Raw genomic sequence first — 16,076 nt, 5'->3', positions numbered from 1 at the left:
AGTGTGAAAATGCTTAAGTATAAAATATGGAATTGCTCTGAAGATCGATTCTTAACGGAAGATGAGAGCTATAGATTTGGAATTGGCATAGACGGCAAACTGTATGAGTTTGATTGTGGTGCGGCAGACGGATCTGCATGGTTAGAAAGAGACATATGCTCTGATTATTACGAAATTCACTTTGACGACAAGTCTTGATGAAAGACAAGTTTTAAATAGAAAAGGGGTGGAGAAATCCACCCTATAGTTTTATCAACTTATTCTCAGGTATGTCATACTTGTAGACTGTTCCACTGGTGAGTTCTACATAGTAATATCCCCAAGTGACAATGTACTCAGGATGATTTTCATATACTCTGACTACAAAATACTTCCCATCCTCACTATAGCCCTCATCCATCATTCCAAGTTTGTATTTATCAACGTCTTTCTTAATTTTCGAATACACATACTTGTAGGCATTATCCTCATTTACAATAAACTTCGGCTGCTTCCCAATATAGAGGCTATCTCCTTTTAACGAAACCTTCTCTCCAATCGCATTACTCATAGCTCTAACTGGTACATATGTAGTGTTTTTGTACGTTATTGCATCCGTTGTGGATTTCTTAGTTCCATCTACATAAAGACTGACTTTCTGGATAACTGCTTTAATTGGTGTGGTAGTAGCTGCAAATGCTGTTGTCCCTGTAATTGCTGATCCGATCAGAATACCGATCACTAAACCTTTTAACTTGTCCTTCATTGTAATTCTCCTCTGTTATGTGAAATAGATTGCTTATTGTATTATATAACTTAAATATCTATATGAACTACAAAAATTTCCTGTTGCATAAAGAACGTCTGTTCGGTGTATAATACATATACAAACAAACGTTCTTATTTGATTATGGGAGTGATAATAATGGCGAAGAAAGAGCGGACAATTATGTTAATTGACATGCAGTCGTTTTACGCCAGTGTTGAAAAGGCTAAAATGCCACAATACAAAAACAAACCATTGGCAGTTGCAGGAGATCCAGCAAGACGTTCAGGAATCATACTTGCTGCATGTCCTCTAGCTAAAGCAAAAGGTGTGTCAACCGCTGAACCATTATGGCAGTCACTACAAAAGTGTCCTGAACTGATAATTGTGAGACCACATATGCAAGAATATATCGAGGTTTCTACTCAAATTATGTCCATTATTGAGGAGTTTACTGACTTAGTTGAACCCTATAGCATAGATGAGCTATTTTGTGACGTGACAGGATCTCTGCACCTATTTGGTAATGACCCGATTGACTTGGCAAGACAAATCCAAGACAAGATTTACAATGAAACGGGAGTCTATGCAAGAGCGGGTATTTCGACCAACAAAGTAATGAGTAAGCTTTGCTGTGACATGATCGCGAAGAAAATTGAGGGTGGAGTATTCTTTCTTAGAAAAGAAGAATTACATGAGCACATAGGCGATAAGCCCATCCGTGATATGTGGGGTATTGGATCTAGGATGGAAAAGCATTTGTGGAAAATGGGTATTCGAACAATAAGACAGCTTGCGAATACTCCACTGTCAAAACTGAGAAGCAAGTGGGGCGTAAACGGTGAAGTTATATGGAGAGTAGCGAATGGATTGGATGATAGTCCAGTAACCATAAATACTCATAGTGTGCAAAAGGATATTGGTAATGGCATGACACTCCCTAGGGACTATACAGAACAGTGGGAGATCGATGTTGTAATCCAAGATATTTGTACAGAGGTTTGCAGACGTGCCCGGAAAAAGGGATTGATGGGTAGCGTAGTTACTATGAGCTTATCGGGTGTAGACTTTGATCGACCGACTGGCTTCAGTAGACAGGTTAAACTTCAAGATCCCACTAATATAACTGTAGATGTGTGTAAGATAGCTAAACAAATTTTTAGACAACATTGGGATGGTCAACCTGTGCGACGAGTCGGAATATCGTTATCCAATCTTTCAAACGCTGAGACGTATCAATTATCATTGTTCGATGACCAAGAACAGAAGAGGGCCATAGACAAAGTAATGGATGATATCAAGGATCGCTTTGGAGATATAGCTATACTCAGAGCAAGCTCAATCACATCTGCTGGTCAAGCCATAGACAGATCAAATAAAATTGGAGGACACTACAGATGAGTAAAAAATTGCAAGCAAATGGATTATGGGAATCGAGCCGCATGATGCTTCCACAACATAAGGAAAGGATCATTGAACATCGCTCCAAAGATAATGTTACAACAAAACCAATCTTACACGAAGACGAAGTAGAGATTATTTCCCTTAACTTGGGTATGTCATTAAGGTATACTTTGGAGACAGACATTGAAATTTTTAATGAGTATGGGAATAGGATAATTAAAGGGATAGTTGCCTCAGTTAGTGCATCGGGAAAGAGTATAAAATTGGAAACAGAAACAGGTTATGAACTTCTCAATTTTGATGACTTGGTTTCTGTAAAAATCATTGAAGGTGGAGATCCGTTTGAAACAGACGCATGAGGAGCTAGAGGCTGTGAAAAGATATGTTGAACTTCCATATCTAATGACCATAATTGAAAACGATAAGAAGAAAATAGCCGATTCGGATATGAGAATGAAATCTGTGTACATTAATCACCTCGATGAGATACAAGGAAAAGTGACTACCGAGATATATAAGTTGAAAAACTACTTTAAAAGCAATGATATTAAAATCATCGAAGCAGCCAAGACAAGCGACAGTCTAAATGTGGAATATTCGATTAAAGGCTACATTCATAAGATGGTATTGTTGTGGAGTAAAGTGAAGGTAGATGTAACTCTGATTCTGACAGAATATTTAAGAGTTGATATAACACAATTAAAGTAGGAGGAGTGTTGACATTAAAACACAAAGATAATATAATATAAATATATTATTAATGGATGATAAAGCAGGTAAATACATATAATTTGACGAAATAGAATGGATAGAGGAGTTGATTTGATGTGTATATTATGTCAAAACATTCAATCAGGTTTAATAAGTATTGAAAGGTATGATAAAGATAAGGAAGATTTGAGGCATCAACTTTATTTAAAGTTTGATCTGAATCACTATGTATTAGAGAAAGAAGATTTAACAAGTATTATCGATATTTTTTCTTATAGAAGAATTGGATGGCATAAACTTGTGATGTTAGATGCGGTAGAACTATTTTCAGAGGGATGTCGCAATATGAAAGGCAAATAAATTAGGAGGTTAACTAATGTTTGAAATTAATGATAAAAACATTTTGGCTTTTATAACTAAGTTATCTGAAGAGGGGGGACTTTACACTCTTCGCGATTATTTTCCAAGTGATGATACAGCAACAAAACGCTTTTTAGAAAATCTCGACTCTTTGAAATCAAGAGGATACATAAGAAATATTGAGATTCAGCACAATCATAGTGGAACTCCGATAAGCGCCAACTGGGAAAAAGTTAAAGTAACAGAGGCTGGAAAGAAGCATTATGACTATGTTAATGGATTCAGATAAAAGTAGTCTTTCACAGATAAAAGATTTCTCTTAAATTGGGGGAAGTATATTGAATGACCAATGTGTATGTTCTAAATGTGGAAAGTTTAATAGGCATGCGCTGAATGACTACGTTTGTAAGTGCAAGAAACCAGATTTCATGTTTAAAAATTACGCCGATTACGTACGATACAGAAATGATAAAAAAGATGAAGATGGGATAGTTGTTAGGATTTTTATAGTTGTTCTTGGAGCTATAATTTATTTTCAAGGTTTGTTTGTTGCATTTTGTGTTATAGCTGTGATTGTTATGATTTTAAAAGCAATATTTTTTTAAAATTAACACATGAAGTGAAAGAGTAATTTTATATAGAATCGATGGATATCAACCCAGACGGAAATTGTGAATACATAAGGAGGAATGTGTATGGGCTTACTTCAGGGCGCGAACATAGCACCCAAGACTTCTAAGGACGCAAAGCAACTAATAGGAAAGAACGTTCAATTTTTAAGAAACCAAGACATCGATAAATCTGGACGGGGTTACTTTTTTCCGAGAAATGGAACTATCGAAGATGTGGTAGGCAAGAACTTGCTACTTGAGAACGGAGAAATGATACATTTTAGCGAATTGGTTGAGATGGTTGAAGCAAGTAAGAGCACATGAAACGAATCTTTTATAAGGAGAGTCATATGAATATTTTTGAAGCCTTCAGTATGATGAGTTTGGGACACACAGTAAAAGACAAAGATGGCACTTGGTTTAAAAAAGAAGGTAATGTTCTAGTTGATTCAGAAAACGAAGGGAAAACATGGTACACAACAGAGGAATTAATTTTTAACTCCTCAAATGAACGATGGGAACTTGTTGAATGAAATGTGAGTTTGATAAAGAAAGGCGGCCTAGCTATAAAAGTACAGTGCATAAAAGATGTAATTAGTACTAATGGTGCTGGATCGGAAATACTGTATCGTAATGGTGAAGTGTTTGATGCATATATTGTGGATGATGATCTACTGATTAATGAGAAAGATGGATCAAGCTCTTTAATTGGTGTTCGTAAGGAGGCTGCACTCGTCTTCAATATTAGTACTGGATCAAACCAATGGGATGATTGGTTTAATGAACATTTTGTAATATTGAATGAAATATGACTTTCTTAGAGAAGGGGTTTGAAGGATATGAATAAAGAGACATTCGACATGATTATGAAGCATTATGATTTGGAGAACACCCTCTATTTTAAATTGGAGGCTAAACTAGGAGTAGATGAAGCAACCGACTTGTTCGATCCCTTCTTGGACTATCGTGAGAGTCTTCTGAAGATTGGAAAGTATTTAGAACTAGATAAGTACGTGAATAAGAATGGATTTTTGAAAAGTAAGTATGAGACACTTCCAAGCTATCTTAAACTCACAGTTATTTATGATTATGATAATGGCTATTCTCTATGTGAAAACACGAATGGTGACATCTATTTGATTCCAAGAGATCTAATTAATTTTGAAGTAATGGAGTGAGTAGATGATCTATATTACTGGAGATATACATGGAACCATCAGCGCAAATAAACGACTCAATACTAAAAGTTTCCCACAGCAAAGACAACTGACTAAGGATGATTATGTCATCATAGCTGGAGACTTCGGATTAATATGGGATGGAAGCAAAGAGGATCAGTACTGGCTCAAGTGGCTGGATAAAACTAAGTCATTCACGACGCTGTTTATTGATGGCAACCATGAGAACTTTGATTTGCTTGAAGAGTATCCAGTGGAGATTTGGAATGGTGGTAAGGTGCATAGAATTAATGATAGCGTTATTCATCTGATGCGAGGGCAGGTTTTTGAGATTGAGAGCAAGAAGTTCTTCACGTTTGGTGGAGCTGCTTCACACGACAAAGAGTATCGTAAGGAAGGAAAGTCATGGTGGAGTCGTGAAATGCCATCTCAAGAGGAATATGAAGAGGGATTAAAGAACCTAGAGAAACATGATTGGAAAGTCGATTACATACTGACACATACCTGTTCCACTACATCACTAGAATATATTGAGCAGCGTTGCAATATACGAATGGATCGAGATGAAATGCATCCTTACTTTTATGGCATTGAGCAGAAAGCAGAATACAAGCAGTGGTACTTCGGACATTTTCATCATGACTTTGAATTACCCAATAATCAAAGACTGCTGTACACGGATATTATTCTTTGTGAGTAAGATTAATCTCGATAGATGGGAATGAAAAATAGTGGATGAGTTATATTGGCCGTTCACAATATCTGCTTTACTAACGTTTGCTTTAAGTTTATTGAACATCAGATCCAAGATGTTAATTATATCTCTTAGAGTGCTTTCATTTTATTTAACGATTTTTCCAGCACTTCATTATTTAAATCATGAAATACGTGATTGGGCTAAGGTCACAGTGAGTATTTCAATATTCTTAATATTTTTTCTGGCTCTTTTGCTAAAGAAATTTAAGCTCAAAGAAATATTGCATAATACTGTTGAAATTGTAACTGATGTTTCTATGGGACTTCTCGGATGGTTTATTTTTATTGGAGGTATCCTTTTAATATGGTTTATATTACATTTAATCAATCCCAATACAGGTACTCAAAAACAAGACATATATTTTGAAAATTGTTCAGAAGCTATTTCTTCTGGCTATTATAATATGGACATGAGCCACGAAGGTTATCGCAGCCCATTAGATCGAGATAATGATGGGATTGCTTGTGAAAGATAAAAAATAGAGTGAAACAAATATTTTACAAACATAAGAGGGGGCTTAGTATGAGCAAACAAACTAATGATGAGTTAAGAGAATATCTTCGTGAAATGCAAATTGATGTCGTTGAAAGGTATAGTCGCCTAGCCACAGACAAAACAGTTTGCACCCTAGAAGAGTTGAGAGCTATGTTTGACAATACCGGGATTTCATTGGCTGATGAAATTGTCAAAGAAAGAAAAGCGAGTAGGTTTTGATAAAACGTACACTTCACGAAAAGAGTGATACAAAAAATGATTTGGATTCAGGTTCTTATATTTCTAGTTGTCCTATTTTATATACGCGGTATCCTTAGATTAGGAAGAGAAACAATGTTTATAAAGATTGTATTTGTTGTTCTACTAATAGTCGCTTTCGCACTATCTTTTAATTTCATTTACAATATCTCTCCATGGAAAGATGGGCCAGCATTGTTATGGATATATTCTTTGTTTTATCTAATAATGATCATTTACCTTGCAAATATCAGGCTGAAAAATAATTAATCTTAATCAAATTTTCCTTTGATAGAGAAGTGGGGTTACAGGGTGAATAAAGGCAAAGATTACAACTCGGGATACAAAAAAGGAAGAATGGACGAGGCCGAAGAAGCATTACGAAATCTATATACTATCTTAGACCAAATGAACGAAACGCCTCATTACTCTAATCGTATCTTAGTTTGTATTCGTGATCTTGAGAAGGCAACAGGTAAGAATCGTAAATACTTTAAAGATGAAGAGAACACATTTGACTGATTCCAAATCAAATCTTTCTTTTACATAGAAATGAGGGAATAATTAGATGAAGATTCATAATAGAGAGGCAGCGTTTAAGGCCGTATCAGGAAGCATCAATAGAAACTTGAATGATGACACTTCTGATAGAGATGTTAAATTCTTTGTACTGCCAAACTTTGACGATTTGTATACTGGATCGCTTTATAAGAATTTTCAAACCTCTGAAGCAGAAGACATTGAAATTCATGATGTGAGAAAATTAGAAAAGCTACTGACCAATTCAAACTTAACTTTCCTCGAATTGCTTTATTCAGTTGAAGTTGATACGTTTGAATATCCTGAGATTGAACAAATTCTTGCAATGAGAGATAGAATAAGTACGATCAATTTAAGAAGTCTATTCAATAGCTGCTTCGGTATGTACAGAGGGCAAATGAAAGATCTTACTACTCCTAACTCTGAGCCACAGAAAGTTTTGATTGATAAGTACGGATATAATACAAAGAAAGCCATGATGTCACTACACTTTTTATCATTCCTGACTAAATTTTATGTCTCAGGTTTTAAAGATTTCAAGGGTGCAATCACATATTATGGTGTAGGTAGAGAAAGTATGATGGATATTAAACATGGTAAATATTCTCTTGATGAATTTAGAGAGATGGCTAAATCAAATGAAGAAATTGCTCTAGATCTAGAACAGAAATACTATGATGTTCCTTTTGATAAAGAAACAGATCACCAGTTAAAAGAGTTATTGCGTACGTTGATTAAAAACCATTTGAGAACAGTTTAAATGAAAGTTTACTTTTACAGGAACGGAGTGAATCTAGATGGTTAATCAAAAAACCAAAGAACTTTATGCGCTAATGGATGATTTACACGATCACAAAGAGAAATTGGATCATTATGCCATACATAGAAATCGATCTGGTAATCGTGTATCAAATAGACTGAAACTCATGGAAGAACAGGCAGTAGAGATCGAAAAGATTGCTTTAAAAATTCAACATCAAATACAATCCATGAGAAGAACATAATTTGCAATCCAAAAAGTAAGCACAAGTAAGGAGGTGAAAATATTTGCAAAGAGTGAACTTAGTGATAGAGAAGGAAACTGGTAGGTATTTTTTACATAGAAAATCTAAGAAAGGCAACCATGTATTTAGAAGTGTTATTGATGGCTCACAATGGGAAGAACGGTTTACTGAACCAACATTGCTCTATAAGTGGGCAGATATTCAATTTGGTCGTCATTTCGAAGTTTTGGATTTTGAGATTGTTAAGACTTATTATGATTCAGCAAGCGTCTCGCCTAAAGTGTTTGTAAAAGGTTGATTTGATTTAAATTAATTACACAAAAATAATACTTGAAGAATAAATATATGTATGGTAACATAAATTTAAAGGAGGAATTAAATAAATGGAATATATTTTTGAAAAGAACAAATTGTACAACTACTTAGGAACAAGTTTGGTGAACACCCTGAAAGAACACAAAGCATACATAGCAGGAGGCACAATCACAAGTCTGTTTAGCAACAATCCAGTAAATGATATTGATCTTTACTTTAGAGATGAAGAATCACTATCTGAATTAATTGAAGAAATCTATGACAATAGCGATGATTGGGTAAATGCCCTTACATCTAAAGCATTGTTGGTCAGAGTTGATGACAAGGAAATTCAAATGATTCACTTCAAATATTTCGAGAAAGCAAAAGACATTTTTGATACATTCGACTACACAGTGTGTATGGGAGCTTTCGACTTTGAGTCAGAACAGTTTGTGCTACATGAAGACTTTTTGAAACATAATGCACAACGAATTTTAAAATTTAACAAATGTACCGATTTCCCAATCGTTTCGTTGTTGCGAGTTCAAAAGTATAAGGATAAGGGATACAACATTTCTAAACCAGAATTTTTACGGGTTGCGCTTAGCTGTATGGAACTCAATATTACGAACGCAGACGAATTAAAGCAGCATCTTGGTGGAATGTATGGTATTAATTACGACAAGCTTATTGAACTGGAGGAAGGAGAATCATTCAGTTTAAGTAAAATTATTGATAAGATTGCGAATATTGCTCTGAGTGAGGATTACTTTGAAAAGCCTAAAGAAATAAAATATGACAACGTGGAAGAAATCTTAGACGTGATCGTAAAAGAACCAGCTAGAGTTGTAAAAATTAAAGATAATACATATCGAATTACTAAGAAAAATGTTCTGAGAGAAACTAATGAAACTCCAAAAAATAAAATTGAGATTGATGCTAAACAATACATAGATTCACAAAAGTATTATAAGTTTGTTGATAAACGTGATGGACAGTACTTCAGCCATTGGGATAAGAACTATGAGTATAAATTCGGAACAATTAATAAGCCCAAAAATGAACATTTGTATTTTAGTGAAAAGTATGAAATTAACAAATCCAATTACTTTAACCAAGGAGTTTTGATCGAAGTCGTCATACCTTTTGATAATTTTACAGAGAAAGATAGTGATAAGGTATTGGCGAATGGCTGCTATGTGGTGCGCGAGGTTTCAGAAGCGGAATATAACGAATGGATTAATTAATCAATTTGACTTACAAGACTAAGTAAAAGTACAGTTTCATCAAGATATGAAATTAGAAAAATGGAGATATCGAGAGAATACGTGAGTATGTGGGAGGTGATTGTGAGTGATTTATGATGTTGCTAAAGGTCAGAAGTTTAAACATTACAAAGGTGGTACATATCAATTTGTATGCTTTGCCACACACACTGAACAGCAAGGAGGCTTGACTGTTTACATGGATGATAACAATCAAGTATGGGCCAGACCAGTAGATATGTTTTTTGGGTACACAGATGATGGAACAAAGCGATTTGTTGAAATTAATGAATGGGAAGAAAATGAATAAACAAAGATTGGATTGATTGTAAGTGGAAGTAGAGTTTAAAACAGTAGACGATATATTAAAACACTATAATAATAAAGATAAAGAAAATAAGGATTCTGAAGTTATGGAGAAAAGTGAGTAAGTGTAGTATATAAAACAATACATATATTACCGATGAAACTGTATAATCCCGTTTGATATACTTAAATGGGTGATAAATATGTTTACTGCTCCAATGCTGCTATACAAAGCACCAAATAACTTGCCATTCGATAGCCCTTTACACTTAACAGAGCTTAAACTCGATGGCATACGTCTTATCATCGATTATAGGGATAAGGTGAAAATCTATACAAGACACAACAACGATGTCACAGCCAAGTTTCCTGAGTTGGTTGAAAACATACCTATACAAAAAGGAACTACACTTGATGGAGAATTGATTGTAACTGACTCAGATGGTAAGCCGAACTTTGAATTTGTCATGGAACGATTCATGTCAAAGAAGAGTAAACATAAAGTTACATTCTGTGCGTTTGATATCATTAACTTTGAAGGTAAAAGTGTGACTTCCAAACCTCTTATAGAGCGGAAAGAAATGCTGTCCAAAGCCTTCATAGACAATGAATACTATGCGAAGTCGATCTATATAAGAGGAAATGGAATTAAGTACTTCAACCTCGCCAAACAGCAAAAACTTGAAGGGGTAGTTTTGAAGGATATTAATTCAAGGTATGAAATCGATAAACGTTCTGATAAATGGTTGAAGGTAATTGCGTATGAGGTAGGCGAATACTACATTGCTGGATACAAGAAAAATGAATTTGGGTGGCTCTTGTCTGATGGTAAACGAGTAGTAGGAGTAATGAGCTTAGCTGTCGGGACAAACGAGAGAAAAGCGGGATATAGAGTATTCCAGCAACTTAGGAAAAGCGAAACTGAGGATACGGTTTACATTGATCCTGTGATCAAGTGTGTAGTTAAACACCGGGGATACACTAAAAACAATTTACTCAGACTGCCTGAGTTCGAGAGTTTTGTATTTTAAGGAGGTGATTAAACTGGCTAGACCAGTTAAGTGTCCTGTCTGTACTCAATACGGGCAGAAGGAAGATATGAAATATGGAGAAGATAAGAGATACTATCATGTAGAGTATTGTCATAGTAAGTATTTGAAAGACAAAGAGTTTAAAGCCAAGGAACGTCTTGAAATGGATCAATTAGCAAATACAATAGCGAGAATCCATAAATTAAAGACTGTTAACACAATACCGAATACCTTCTACCCATATATTCAAGAACTAAGGAATGATTCTGTGTTGTTTGGTAGGGTCAATAAGCGCTACAAACAAGGTGTAACCTATCAGACCATAGAGAATACATATACATATTGCTCAGATAAGATTGAGTGGGCAAAGGGAAACAAAGAATTTAAGAATTTAATGAGTGAACTCAAGTACTGTTTTGCTATCGTGAAGAACAACATTGAGAACTGTTTGAGAGACGAAAGCAAATCATCGAAACAAAAAGCAGAAACAGAAATTTTAATGAATCATGTAGACTCCATGAGGGTTGTAAATAAAGCTATAAACAGGGCTCAGAATAGAAAAGTAATTGAAAGTAAAGATACATTAGACATTACCACATTGTTCGATTAATTAAGGCGGTGATAATATTTCTGAGGAAGTTTCAAAGATTGAGGATTTGGCAACTGAGATGTTAATAGTAGGAAGTATGTATCTAAATCCAGACTTACTTTTAGACTACAGCGAATTGATAAAATCAAATTATGATTTCAATCAACCTTCAAATAAGTTTCTATACGATTCACTTATGGATCTTTACAGTCAACATGCAGGGACAGAAATAAACGAAGTGAAGATTAATATTTACATGAACTCAGATCCAGATCGCAAAGCCAAATATGACTATCTAAAAGGATATAGATGCATTGACAGAATTATGAAGCTTGTAGATTTAGATGATTTCACTGTTTATTATGAAAAACTTAAAAAGTATTCTCTCTTGAGAGAACTAGAAAGAAAAGGTTTCCCTGTGCAAAAGCTAATGGGAAGAAAAGACTTTGATAAGATTGGTACTGAAGATATCATTAAGGGAATGGAATACCAGATCAACACCATTGGCACTATTATAGGTGGAGTTGAAGATAGCATTATACTGGGACACAATATGACCGATAAAATCGAAGAGTGGAAACTAACTCCTGATGTAGGTGTTCCAGTTCCATTCGAGATTATTAACGGGCTAATTAGGGGTCTTAGAGGTAAGAAATTCAACCTTTTTGGAATGCATAGTGGGTGTGGAAAGAGTAGAACTACAAGCAAGATTGCTTGTTACTTAGGGATCAAACTACAGATTCCTGTGTTAGTACTTGTTAACGAACAAGATGAGGCCGAATGGTTGGGGATGCAAATTAGTTGTGTGCTCAATAATCCTGAGTTTGGATTTGATGTCCAAATGAAACGCAGAGGGATTGACGGTATCGATGAAACAAAAATTGTAACAGGTACTTTAAATGCAGACGAAGAGGCAATTGTTAAAGAAGCAGCACAATACATAGAGGCAAACAGTAAAATATACTTTTTGGAATTGAACAAGTATGACGAGAACACACTAAAAAGACAGATCAAACGCCATAAACTGAGAAATTGTCAGTTGATTATTTATGACACGATGAAAGCACCGGATCACGACTGGATGACTTTCGTGAGAACTGCCGATATGTTAAAAGAGGTTGCAAGCACTGAGGATATTCCTGTTTGGTCGACCTTTCAATTGACAGACGATAGTTTGTTTAACGATATGCTGACTAGCCAAGCTATTGCAAACGGCAAGCACATCAAGCACGTTGCAGACTCATTAATGATGGCAAAACCAATTTCACGAGATCAGTATGATAAATTCGTGATTTATAATCCAAATGACCCGTTTATTGGAGAGTCTACAACGCAATTAGAAATGCATATCAACTATTACATGGTAGTAATTGATAAGAACCGAGGCGGCAAAGACAAGGATATCTTGTGTTTTGAGGTAGACAAGGGGAAGAATTTATGGGTTGAAAAAGGATACTTAGTTCCATCACAAGGAGAGAAAGAACTTAAGCAACTTAAGAAAGAGAATAAAAAGCTTAAGACAGAAAAAGAAGTTGCCAATTTGCGTAAGGCTTTAAACAAAGAGTAATACGAGAGGTGATATAAAATTGATGCCCAAACTTTAAAGGAAAACATAATACGAGACAATAAAGTTGCTGATATTTTAATCTCTCTTGGGTGTCATATCAACGATAGAATGTCAGATCATAATGAAATACGCTCTACAAGGCCGGGAGGAAATAATCCAACAAGTCTGCAAGTGTTTAGGGACAATTTGTTGGTGAATTGTTATAGTAGCCCCCTACCAAAGCCAGCAGATATAATAACTCTTGTGCAGCACTATAAAGATATTTCATTTTCAAAAGCAATGTATTATATCTGTGATGTATGTGGATACAGCTATTACTCAGATTATAGGAATGTGAAAGAAGAGACAGATCCTATTCTCACCTTTCTTGATTCAATTGAGCCTAAAACGGAAATTAAAGATGAAGTTCCTCTTCGAAAGATTGATGAATCAGTCTTGAATATGTACATATCAATGCCAAATTGGAAGTTCTTAGAGGAGGGGATATCATGCGAAGCACAAAAACTATTTGAAGTAGGTTACTCTCTTAATGACAACTGTATAACCATACCTGTTAGGGACGATCTTGGCTCTCTAGTAGGAGTAAAGGGAAGGACTACTCTTGATTACGAGAAGTTGAAAATCTCAAAGTATTGGTATCCTGTACCTACTCCCAAAAGCCTAATCTTATATGGATTGGATAAGACATATGAGCACATTAAGTCTACAGGACGTGTCTATGTATTTGAGGCTGAGAAAAGTGTCCAGAAGGCGTGGAGCTGTGGAGTTAAAAACAGTGTCAGTATAGGTGGACACGAACTTAGTGAAACTCAAGTTCTTAAGTTAGAGCGTTTGGGCGTAGAAATTGTACTAGCATTTGATAACAATGTAACTAGTGATGAGATAAAAGCTGAAGCTAGGAAGTTTGTATTGCGGGATAATATATACTGTCTATTTGCTATAAAAAATACAGGTGTAATGGGGGAGAAAGATGCTCCTATAGATCATGGAATTGAATTTTTTATGAAAATGACACAAGAAGACAAATACAAAATAAGAGTATAATTAGGAGATGTTCAATGTTTACAGTAAAGCAGCTTGAAGAACTTAGTTTTCTATCTTGGTGGGATCTGGAGTGTCCACCCCTAAAGTTTTTAGTGAGTGATTGGAAAGAAGTCAATGGATTGAACGATGAAGCTATTGAAGCGATGATGGATATTTTGACTGATGTATAAGCCAATAAAATATAGTTTTCATTCAAAATATTAAACACAAAGATAATACTTGACTTATTCAGTGAGAGAGTTATAATATGAATATCAGATCGAAAGGGATGGTCGAATGTATGTTGAGATAAGCGAATCTGATTTAGTGCCAACAACAAATGAGGAGGAAGCCACCCATGTTAAAATCGTAGACAAGCTAAGGAATGTTCCAGTCACTGTTGGGGGAATTTACGAGCTAAGGTTAAAAAGATACGACGATTGCGCTGCGATAGATGAGGAAACATACATAGAAGACGACAACGGAAATGAGAACCATTCATTCTGGATGTGCTGCAAGAAAGAGTTTTACAAAATCAAGTAAAAAACAACTATAATACAAATATAATATTATATGAATATGAAAAAAGGAGTGATGACATGAACGTGAAAGAATTAGAAAAACTCATTGACGATAGACATTACAGGAATGATCCGGTAATTACGGGAATGTTCAAAATGCTAAAGAAACAGCAAAAAGATATTGAATTTTTAAAGAAGAAGAATGAGCAAATTATCAATGCTATGTAAAAACCTGTGTTTTAGAGAGGGGAGCATATGAAGGTAAAAGTTAGTTCTGAGGTAGCTGAAGCGCTCAATAAATTACAGTGGGATGAATGGTCTAAACAGTTCAATCTTATTGGACACTGCCAAAGTTTCTCTGGTAATGGTAAGAAAATCCGAAATACATTTAATGATGAGCTTTCAATTCTTAATTTTATCCCACCATTAGACTTTGCAAAGATTCTAGTCAATGGGTACGAAGTAGAAGAATAAAACTTAGAGCGAAATAACAAGGAGGATAAAACATGTGGCAATTATATATTAGTGATGACAACGGAAATATGAAACCTTTCCTGAAGCCATTCAAGACTGCGGAGGATGCAGAGAACATGGCTAAGGTGCTCGAAATTATGTCTTACTCGATTAAAAAATCTAAGTAAAATTTGAATTTCATAAGGAAAAGGAGATGCAGTTAATTGATCCTAAAAGACATTTATAAGGTACAGAATGACCCTGAGCTTTATGAGGAATATCAGAGAGTACATGAAAAAGTAAAAGCCAGCTACACACACTCAAATACTATTGAAAGCTACGTCCCACAGAGTGGCTATGCTCAAAAAACATACAGAGGACAACTTAAGCAAGGCGTTGAGATTTCCGAACTTGAATTGTCAATGCTACTAGATCGCGGATTTAGTCACTTTGGAGGGTCGAGCTCAATATCAAGTGATGGGAAGTTTACAGTTGTTATTTATACAGATTAATACATATCAAAATAGGGGAGATACACATGAGAGCTGACAACGAGTTCCTTTCGGCTTTGATTAATAAGTTGAACGACATTGCAGAGAAAACAAATGATGTTGAAACTGAGCATGAATTGGCTGAATTTGTTCAAGTGATCGTAGATTCAATGGAATAGAAGAAGGGGGCGATCTTATGGGAAACACAATAACACACGATATTGTTGTACCAGAGAATCAACAGCAGGGAATGAAGTTTAGAGAATTTTATGAGGACATCATCAAAGAGATCAACATTTACAAGGAACTAGGGGAGCTAGACAGTCTAATGGAACAGCCAGTCAATCTTAGTCTGCTCGATGCAAATGGAAAAGTGGTAGAGGGGGCAGCGACACTAATGGTTGGGTTTGTAGAAGGTGGGGCTGTTGTGATAACAGGAAATATTGAATGCGTGTTTTCATAAAAGAGAGTTTCTTAGAGAAAGGGTTGAG

General features: G+C 35.3%; 32 protein-coding genes. 31 read left to right on the top strand and 1 reads right to left on the bottom strand.

What is annotated here, in order from left to right; translation table 11 throughout:
* Nucleotides 1-9: 9 nt before the first annotated feature.
* Entirely contained in the window at nucleotides 10-198 is a 189-nt protein-coding gene (locus WFI24_RS13195) for a hypothetical protein (RefSeq protein WP_336761387.1), read from the top strand.
* 43 nt (nucleotides 199-241) lie between these two features.
* Here the strand turns inward: WFI24_RS13195 and WFI24_RS13190 are convergent, their stop codons facing one another.
* Entirely contained in the window at nucleotides 242-745 is a 504-nt protein-coding gene (locus WFI24_RS13190) for a stalk domain-containing protein (protein WP_336761385.1), read from the bottom strand.
* 159 nt (nucleotides 746-904) lie between these two features.
* Between WFI24_RS13190 and WFI24_RS13185 the strand changes: the two genes are divergently transcribed.
* The 30 genes from WFI24_RS13185 (at nucleotide 905) to WFI24_RS13040 (ending at nucleotide 16,048) form a co-directional block, all read left to right on the top strand.
* On the top strand, nucleotides 905-2,146 hold the full coding sequence (locus WFI24_RS13185; protein WP_336761383.1) for a DNA polymerase IV: 1,242 nt from the start codon (nucleotides 905-907) through the stop codon (nucleotides 2,144-2,146).
* Nucleotides 2,143-2,508 carry a YolD-like family protein gene (locus tag WFI24_RS13180; protein WP_336761381.1) on the top strand — a complete coding sequence of 122 codons (366 nt, stop codon included), beginning with the start codon at nucleotides 2,143-2,145 and terminating at the stop codon, nucleotides 2,506-2,508. The genes WFI24_RS13185 and WFI24_RS13180 overlap by 4 nt, the downstream gene beginning before the upstream one ends.
* A complete protein-coding gene (locus WFI24_RS13175; RefSeq protein ID WP_336761379.1) occupies nucleotides 2,492-2,857 on the top strand; it encodes a hypothetical protein in 366 nt (121 codons plus the stop codon). The genes WFI24_RS13180 and WFI24_RS13175 overlap by 17 nt, the downstream gene beginning before the upstream one ends.
* A gap of 96 nt (nucleotides 2,858-2,953) precedes the next feature.
* A complete protein-coding gene (locus tag WFI24_RS13170; protein ID WP_336761377.1) occupies nucleotides 2,954-3,220 on the top strand; it encodes a hypothetical protein in 267 nt (88 codons plus the stop codon).
* Between the two features lie 16 nt (nucleotides 3,221-3,236).
* A complete protein-coding gene (locus tag WFI24_RS13165; protein WP_336761375.1) occupies nucleotides 3,237-3,509 on the top strand; it encodes a hypothetical protein in 273 nt (90 codons plus the stop codon).
* Between the two features lie 406 nt (nucleotides 3,510-3,915).
* Nucleotides 3,916-4,155: a hypothetical protein gene (locus WFI24_RS13160; RefSeq protein WP_336761373.1), complete on the top strand. Its 240-nt coding sequence runs from the start codon at nucleotides 3,916-3,918 to the stop codon at nucleotides 4,153-4,155.
* A gap of 26 nt (nucleotides 4,156-4,181) precedes the next feature.
* Entirely contained in the window at nucleotides 4,182-4,364 is a 183-nt protein-coding gene (locus WFI24_RS13155; RefSeq protein WP_336761371.1) for a hypothetical protein, read from the top strand.
* Nucleotides 4,365-4,373: 9 nt separating this feature from the next.
* A complete protein-coding gene (locus WFI24_RS13150; RefSeq protein WP_336761370.1) occupies nucleotides 4,374-4,643 on the top strand; it encodes a hypothetical protein in 270 nt (89 codons plus the stop codon).
* Between the two features lie 27 nt (nucleotides 4,644-4,670).
* Nucleotides 4,671-5,009: a hypothetical protein gene (locus WFI24_RS13145; protein WP_336761368.1), complete on the top strand. Its 339-nt coding sequence runs from the start codon at nucleotides 4,671-4,673 to the stop codon at nucleotides 5,007-5,009.
* A 4-nt stretch (nucleotides 5,010-5,013) separates the two neighbouring features.
* Nucleotides 5,014-5,709, top strand: coding sequence for a metallophosphoesterase family protein (locus tag WFI24_RS13140; RefSeq protein ID WP_336761367.1), 696 nt, complete (start codon nucleotides 5,014-5,016; stop codon nucleotides 5,707-5,709).
* 31 nt (nucleotides 5,710-5,740) lie between these two features.
* Complete coding sequence (locus tag WFI24_RS13135; protein ID WP_336761366.1) at nucleotides 5,741-6,241, top strand: excalibur calcium-binding domain-containing protein; 501 nt, start codon at nucleotides 5,741-5,743, stop codon at nucleotides 6,239-6,241.
* 47 nt (nucleotides 6,242-6,288) lie between these two features.
* Nucleotides 6,289-6,480, top strand: a complete 192-nt coding sequence (locus WFI24_RS13130; RefSeq protein WP_336761364.1) for a hypothetical protein — start codon at nucleotides 6,289-6,291, stop codon at nucleotides 6,478-6,480.
* Nucleotides 6,481-6,810: 330 nt separating this feature from the next.
* Nucleotides 6,811-7,020 (top strand): hypothetical protein, encoded by a 210-nt coding sequence (locus WFI24_RS13125; RefSeq protein ID WP_336761363.1) that lies wholly within the window; start codon nucleotides 6,811-6,813, stop codon nucleotides 7,018-7,020.
* A gap of 46 nt (nucleotides 7,021-7,066) precedes the next feature.
* Entirely contained in the window at nucleotides 7,067-7,798 is a 732-nt protein-coding gene (locus WFI24_RS13120) for a DNA polymerase beta superfamily protein (RefSeq protein WP_336761361.1), read from the top strand.
* A 37-nt stretch (nucleotides 7,799-7,835) separates the two neighbouring features.
* Nucleotides 7,836-8,042 carry a hypothetical protein gene (locus tag WFI24_RS13115; protein ID WP_336761360.1) on the top strand — a complete coding sequence of 69 codons (207 nt, stop codon included), beginning with the start codon at nucleotides 7,836-7,838 and terminating at the stop codon, nucleotides 8,040-8,042.
* Between the two features lie 43 nt (nucleotides 8,043-8,085).
* Nucleotides 8,086-8,340 (top strand): hypothetical protein, encoded by a 255-nt coding sequence (locus WFI24_RS13110; RefSeq protein WP_336761358.1) that lies wholly within the window; start codon nucleotides 8,086-8,088, stop codon nucleotides 8,338-8,340.
* 85 nt (nucleotides 8,341-8,425) lie between these two features.
* Nucleotides 8,426-9,586, top strand: coding sequence for a hypothetical protein (locus WFI24_RS13105; protein WP_336761357.1), 1,161 nt, complete (start codon nucleotides 8,426-8,428; stop codon nucleotides 9,584-9,586).
* Between the two features lie 106 nt (nucleotides 9,587-9,692).
* Nucleotides 9,693-9,914 (top strand): DUF1653 domain-containing protein, encoded by a 222-nt coding sequence (locus WFI24_RS13100; protein WP_336761356.1) that lies wholly within the window; start codon nucleotides 9,693-9,695, stop codon nucleotides 9,912-9,914.
* Between the two features lie 199 nt (nucleotides 9,915-10,113).
* Complete coding sequence (locus WFI24_RS13095; RefSeq protein WP_336761355.1) at nucleotides 10,114-10,941, top strand: ATP-dependent DNA ligase; 828 nt, start codon at nucleotides 10,114-10,116, stop codon at nucleotides 10,939-10,941.
* Between the two features lie 67 nt (nucleotides 10,942-11,008).
* Nucleotides 11,009-11,551, top strand: coding sequence for a hypothetical protein (locus WFI24_RS13090; RefSeq protein ID WP_336761353.1), 543 nt, complete (start codon nucleotides 11,009-11,011; stop codon nucleotides 11,549-11,551).
* A 58-nt stretch (nucleotides 11,552-11,609) separates the two neighbouring features.
* The gene (locus tag WFI24_RS13085) at nucleotides 11,610-13,097 is read left to right on the top strand and encodes a hypothetical protein (RefSeq protein WP_336761352.1); all 1,488 of its coding nucleotides are present in this window, start codon (nucleotides 11,610-11,612) and stop codon (nucleotides 13,095-13,097) included.
* Nucleotides 13,098-13,289: 192 nt separating this feature from the next.
* Nucleotides 13,290-14,141, top strand: coding sequence for a hypothetical protein (locus WFI24_RS13080; protein WP_336761350.1), 852 nt, complete (start codon nucleotides 13,290-13,292; stop codon nucleotides 14,139-14,141).
* A gap of 14 nt (nucleotides 14,142-14,155) precedes the next feature.
* Nucleotides 14,156-14,311 (top strand): hypothetical protein, encoded by a 156-nt coding sequence (locus tag WFI24_RS13075; RefSeq protein ID WP_253437450.1) that lies wholly within the window; start codon nucleotides 14,156-14,158, stop codon nucleotides 14,309-14,311.
* A gap of 106 nt (nucleotides 14,312-14,417) precedes the next feature.
* On the top strand, nucleotides 14,418-14,663 hold the full coding sequence (locus WFI24_RS13070) for a hypothetical protein (protein WP_336761347.1): 246 nt from the start codon (nucleotides 14,418-14,420) through the stop codon (nucleotides 14,661-14,663).
* Nucleotides 14,664-14,719: 56 nt separating this feature from the next.
* Nucleotides 14,720-14,869, top strand: coding sequence for a hypothetical protein (locus tag WFI24_RS13065; RefSeq protein WP_336761345.1), 150 nt, complete (start codon nucleotides 14,720-14,722; stop codon nucleotides 14,867-14,869).
* 27 nt (nucleotides 14,870-14,896) lie between these two features.
* The gene (locus WFI24_RS13060; RefSeq protein ID WP_336761344.1) at nucleotides 14,897-15,115 is read left to right on the top strand and encodes a hypothetical protein; all 219 of its coding nucleotides are present in this window, start codon (nucleotides 14,897-14,899) and stop codon (nucleotides 15,113-15,115) included.
* A gap of 32 nt (nucleotides 15,116-15,147) precedes the next feature.
* Nucleotides 15,148-15,282 carry a hypothetical protein gene (locus WFI24_RS13055; RefSeq protein ID WP_336761343.1) on the top strand — a complete coding sequence of 45 codons (135 nt, stop codon included), beginning with the start codon at nucleotides 15,148-15,150 and terminating at the stop codon, nucleotides 15,280-15,282.
* 36 nt (nucleotides 15,283-15,318) lie between these two features.
* On the top strand, nucleotides 15,319-15,606 hold the full coding sequence (locus tag WFI24_RS13050; RefSeq protein WP_336761342.1) for a hypothetical protein: 288 nt from the start codon (nucleotides 15,319-15,321) through the stop codon (nucleotides 15,604-15,606).
* A gap of 26 nt (nucleotides 15,607-15,632) precedes the next feature.
* On the top strand, nucleotides 15,633-15,764 hold the full coding sequence (locus tag WFI24_RS13045) for a hypothetical protein (protein WP_336761340.1): 132 nt from the start codon (nucleotides 15,633-15,635) through the stop codon (nucleotides 15,762-15,764).
* Nucleotides 15,765-15,781: 17 nt separating this feature from the next.
* Nucleotides 15,782-16,048, top strand: a complete 267-nt coding sequence (locus WFI24_RS13040) for a hypothetical protein (protein ID WP_336761338.1) — start codon at nucleotides 15,782-15,784, stop codon at nucleotides 16,046-16,048.
* Nucleotides 16,049-16,076 lie beyond the last annotated feature (28 nt).

The organism is Paenibacillus sp. USHLN196 (genome assembly GCF_037144955.1).
GTDB lineage: Bacteria > Bacillota > Bacilli > Paenibacillales > Paenibacillaceae > Paenibacillus > Paenibacillus xylanexedens_C.
The sequence above is the reverse complement of the archived record's forward strand: the minus strand, read 5'-3'. Positions and strand labels throughout refer to the sequence as shown.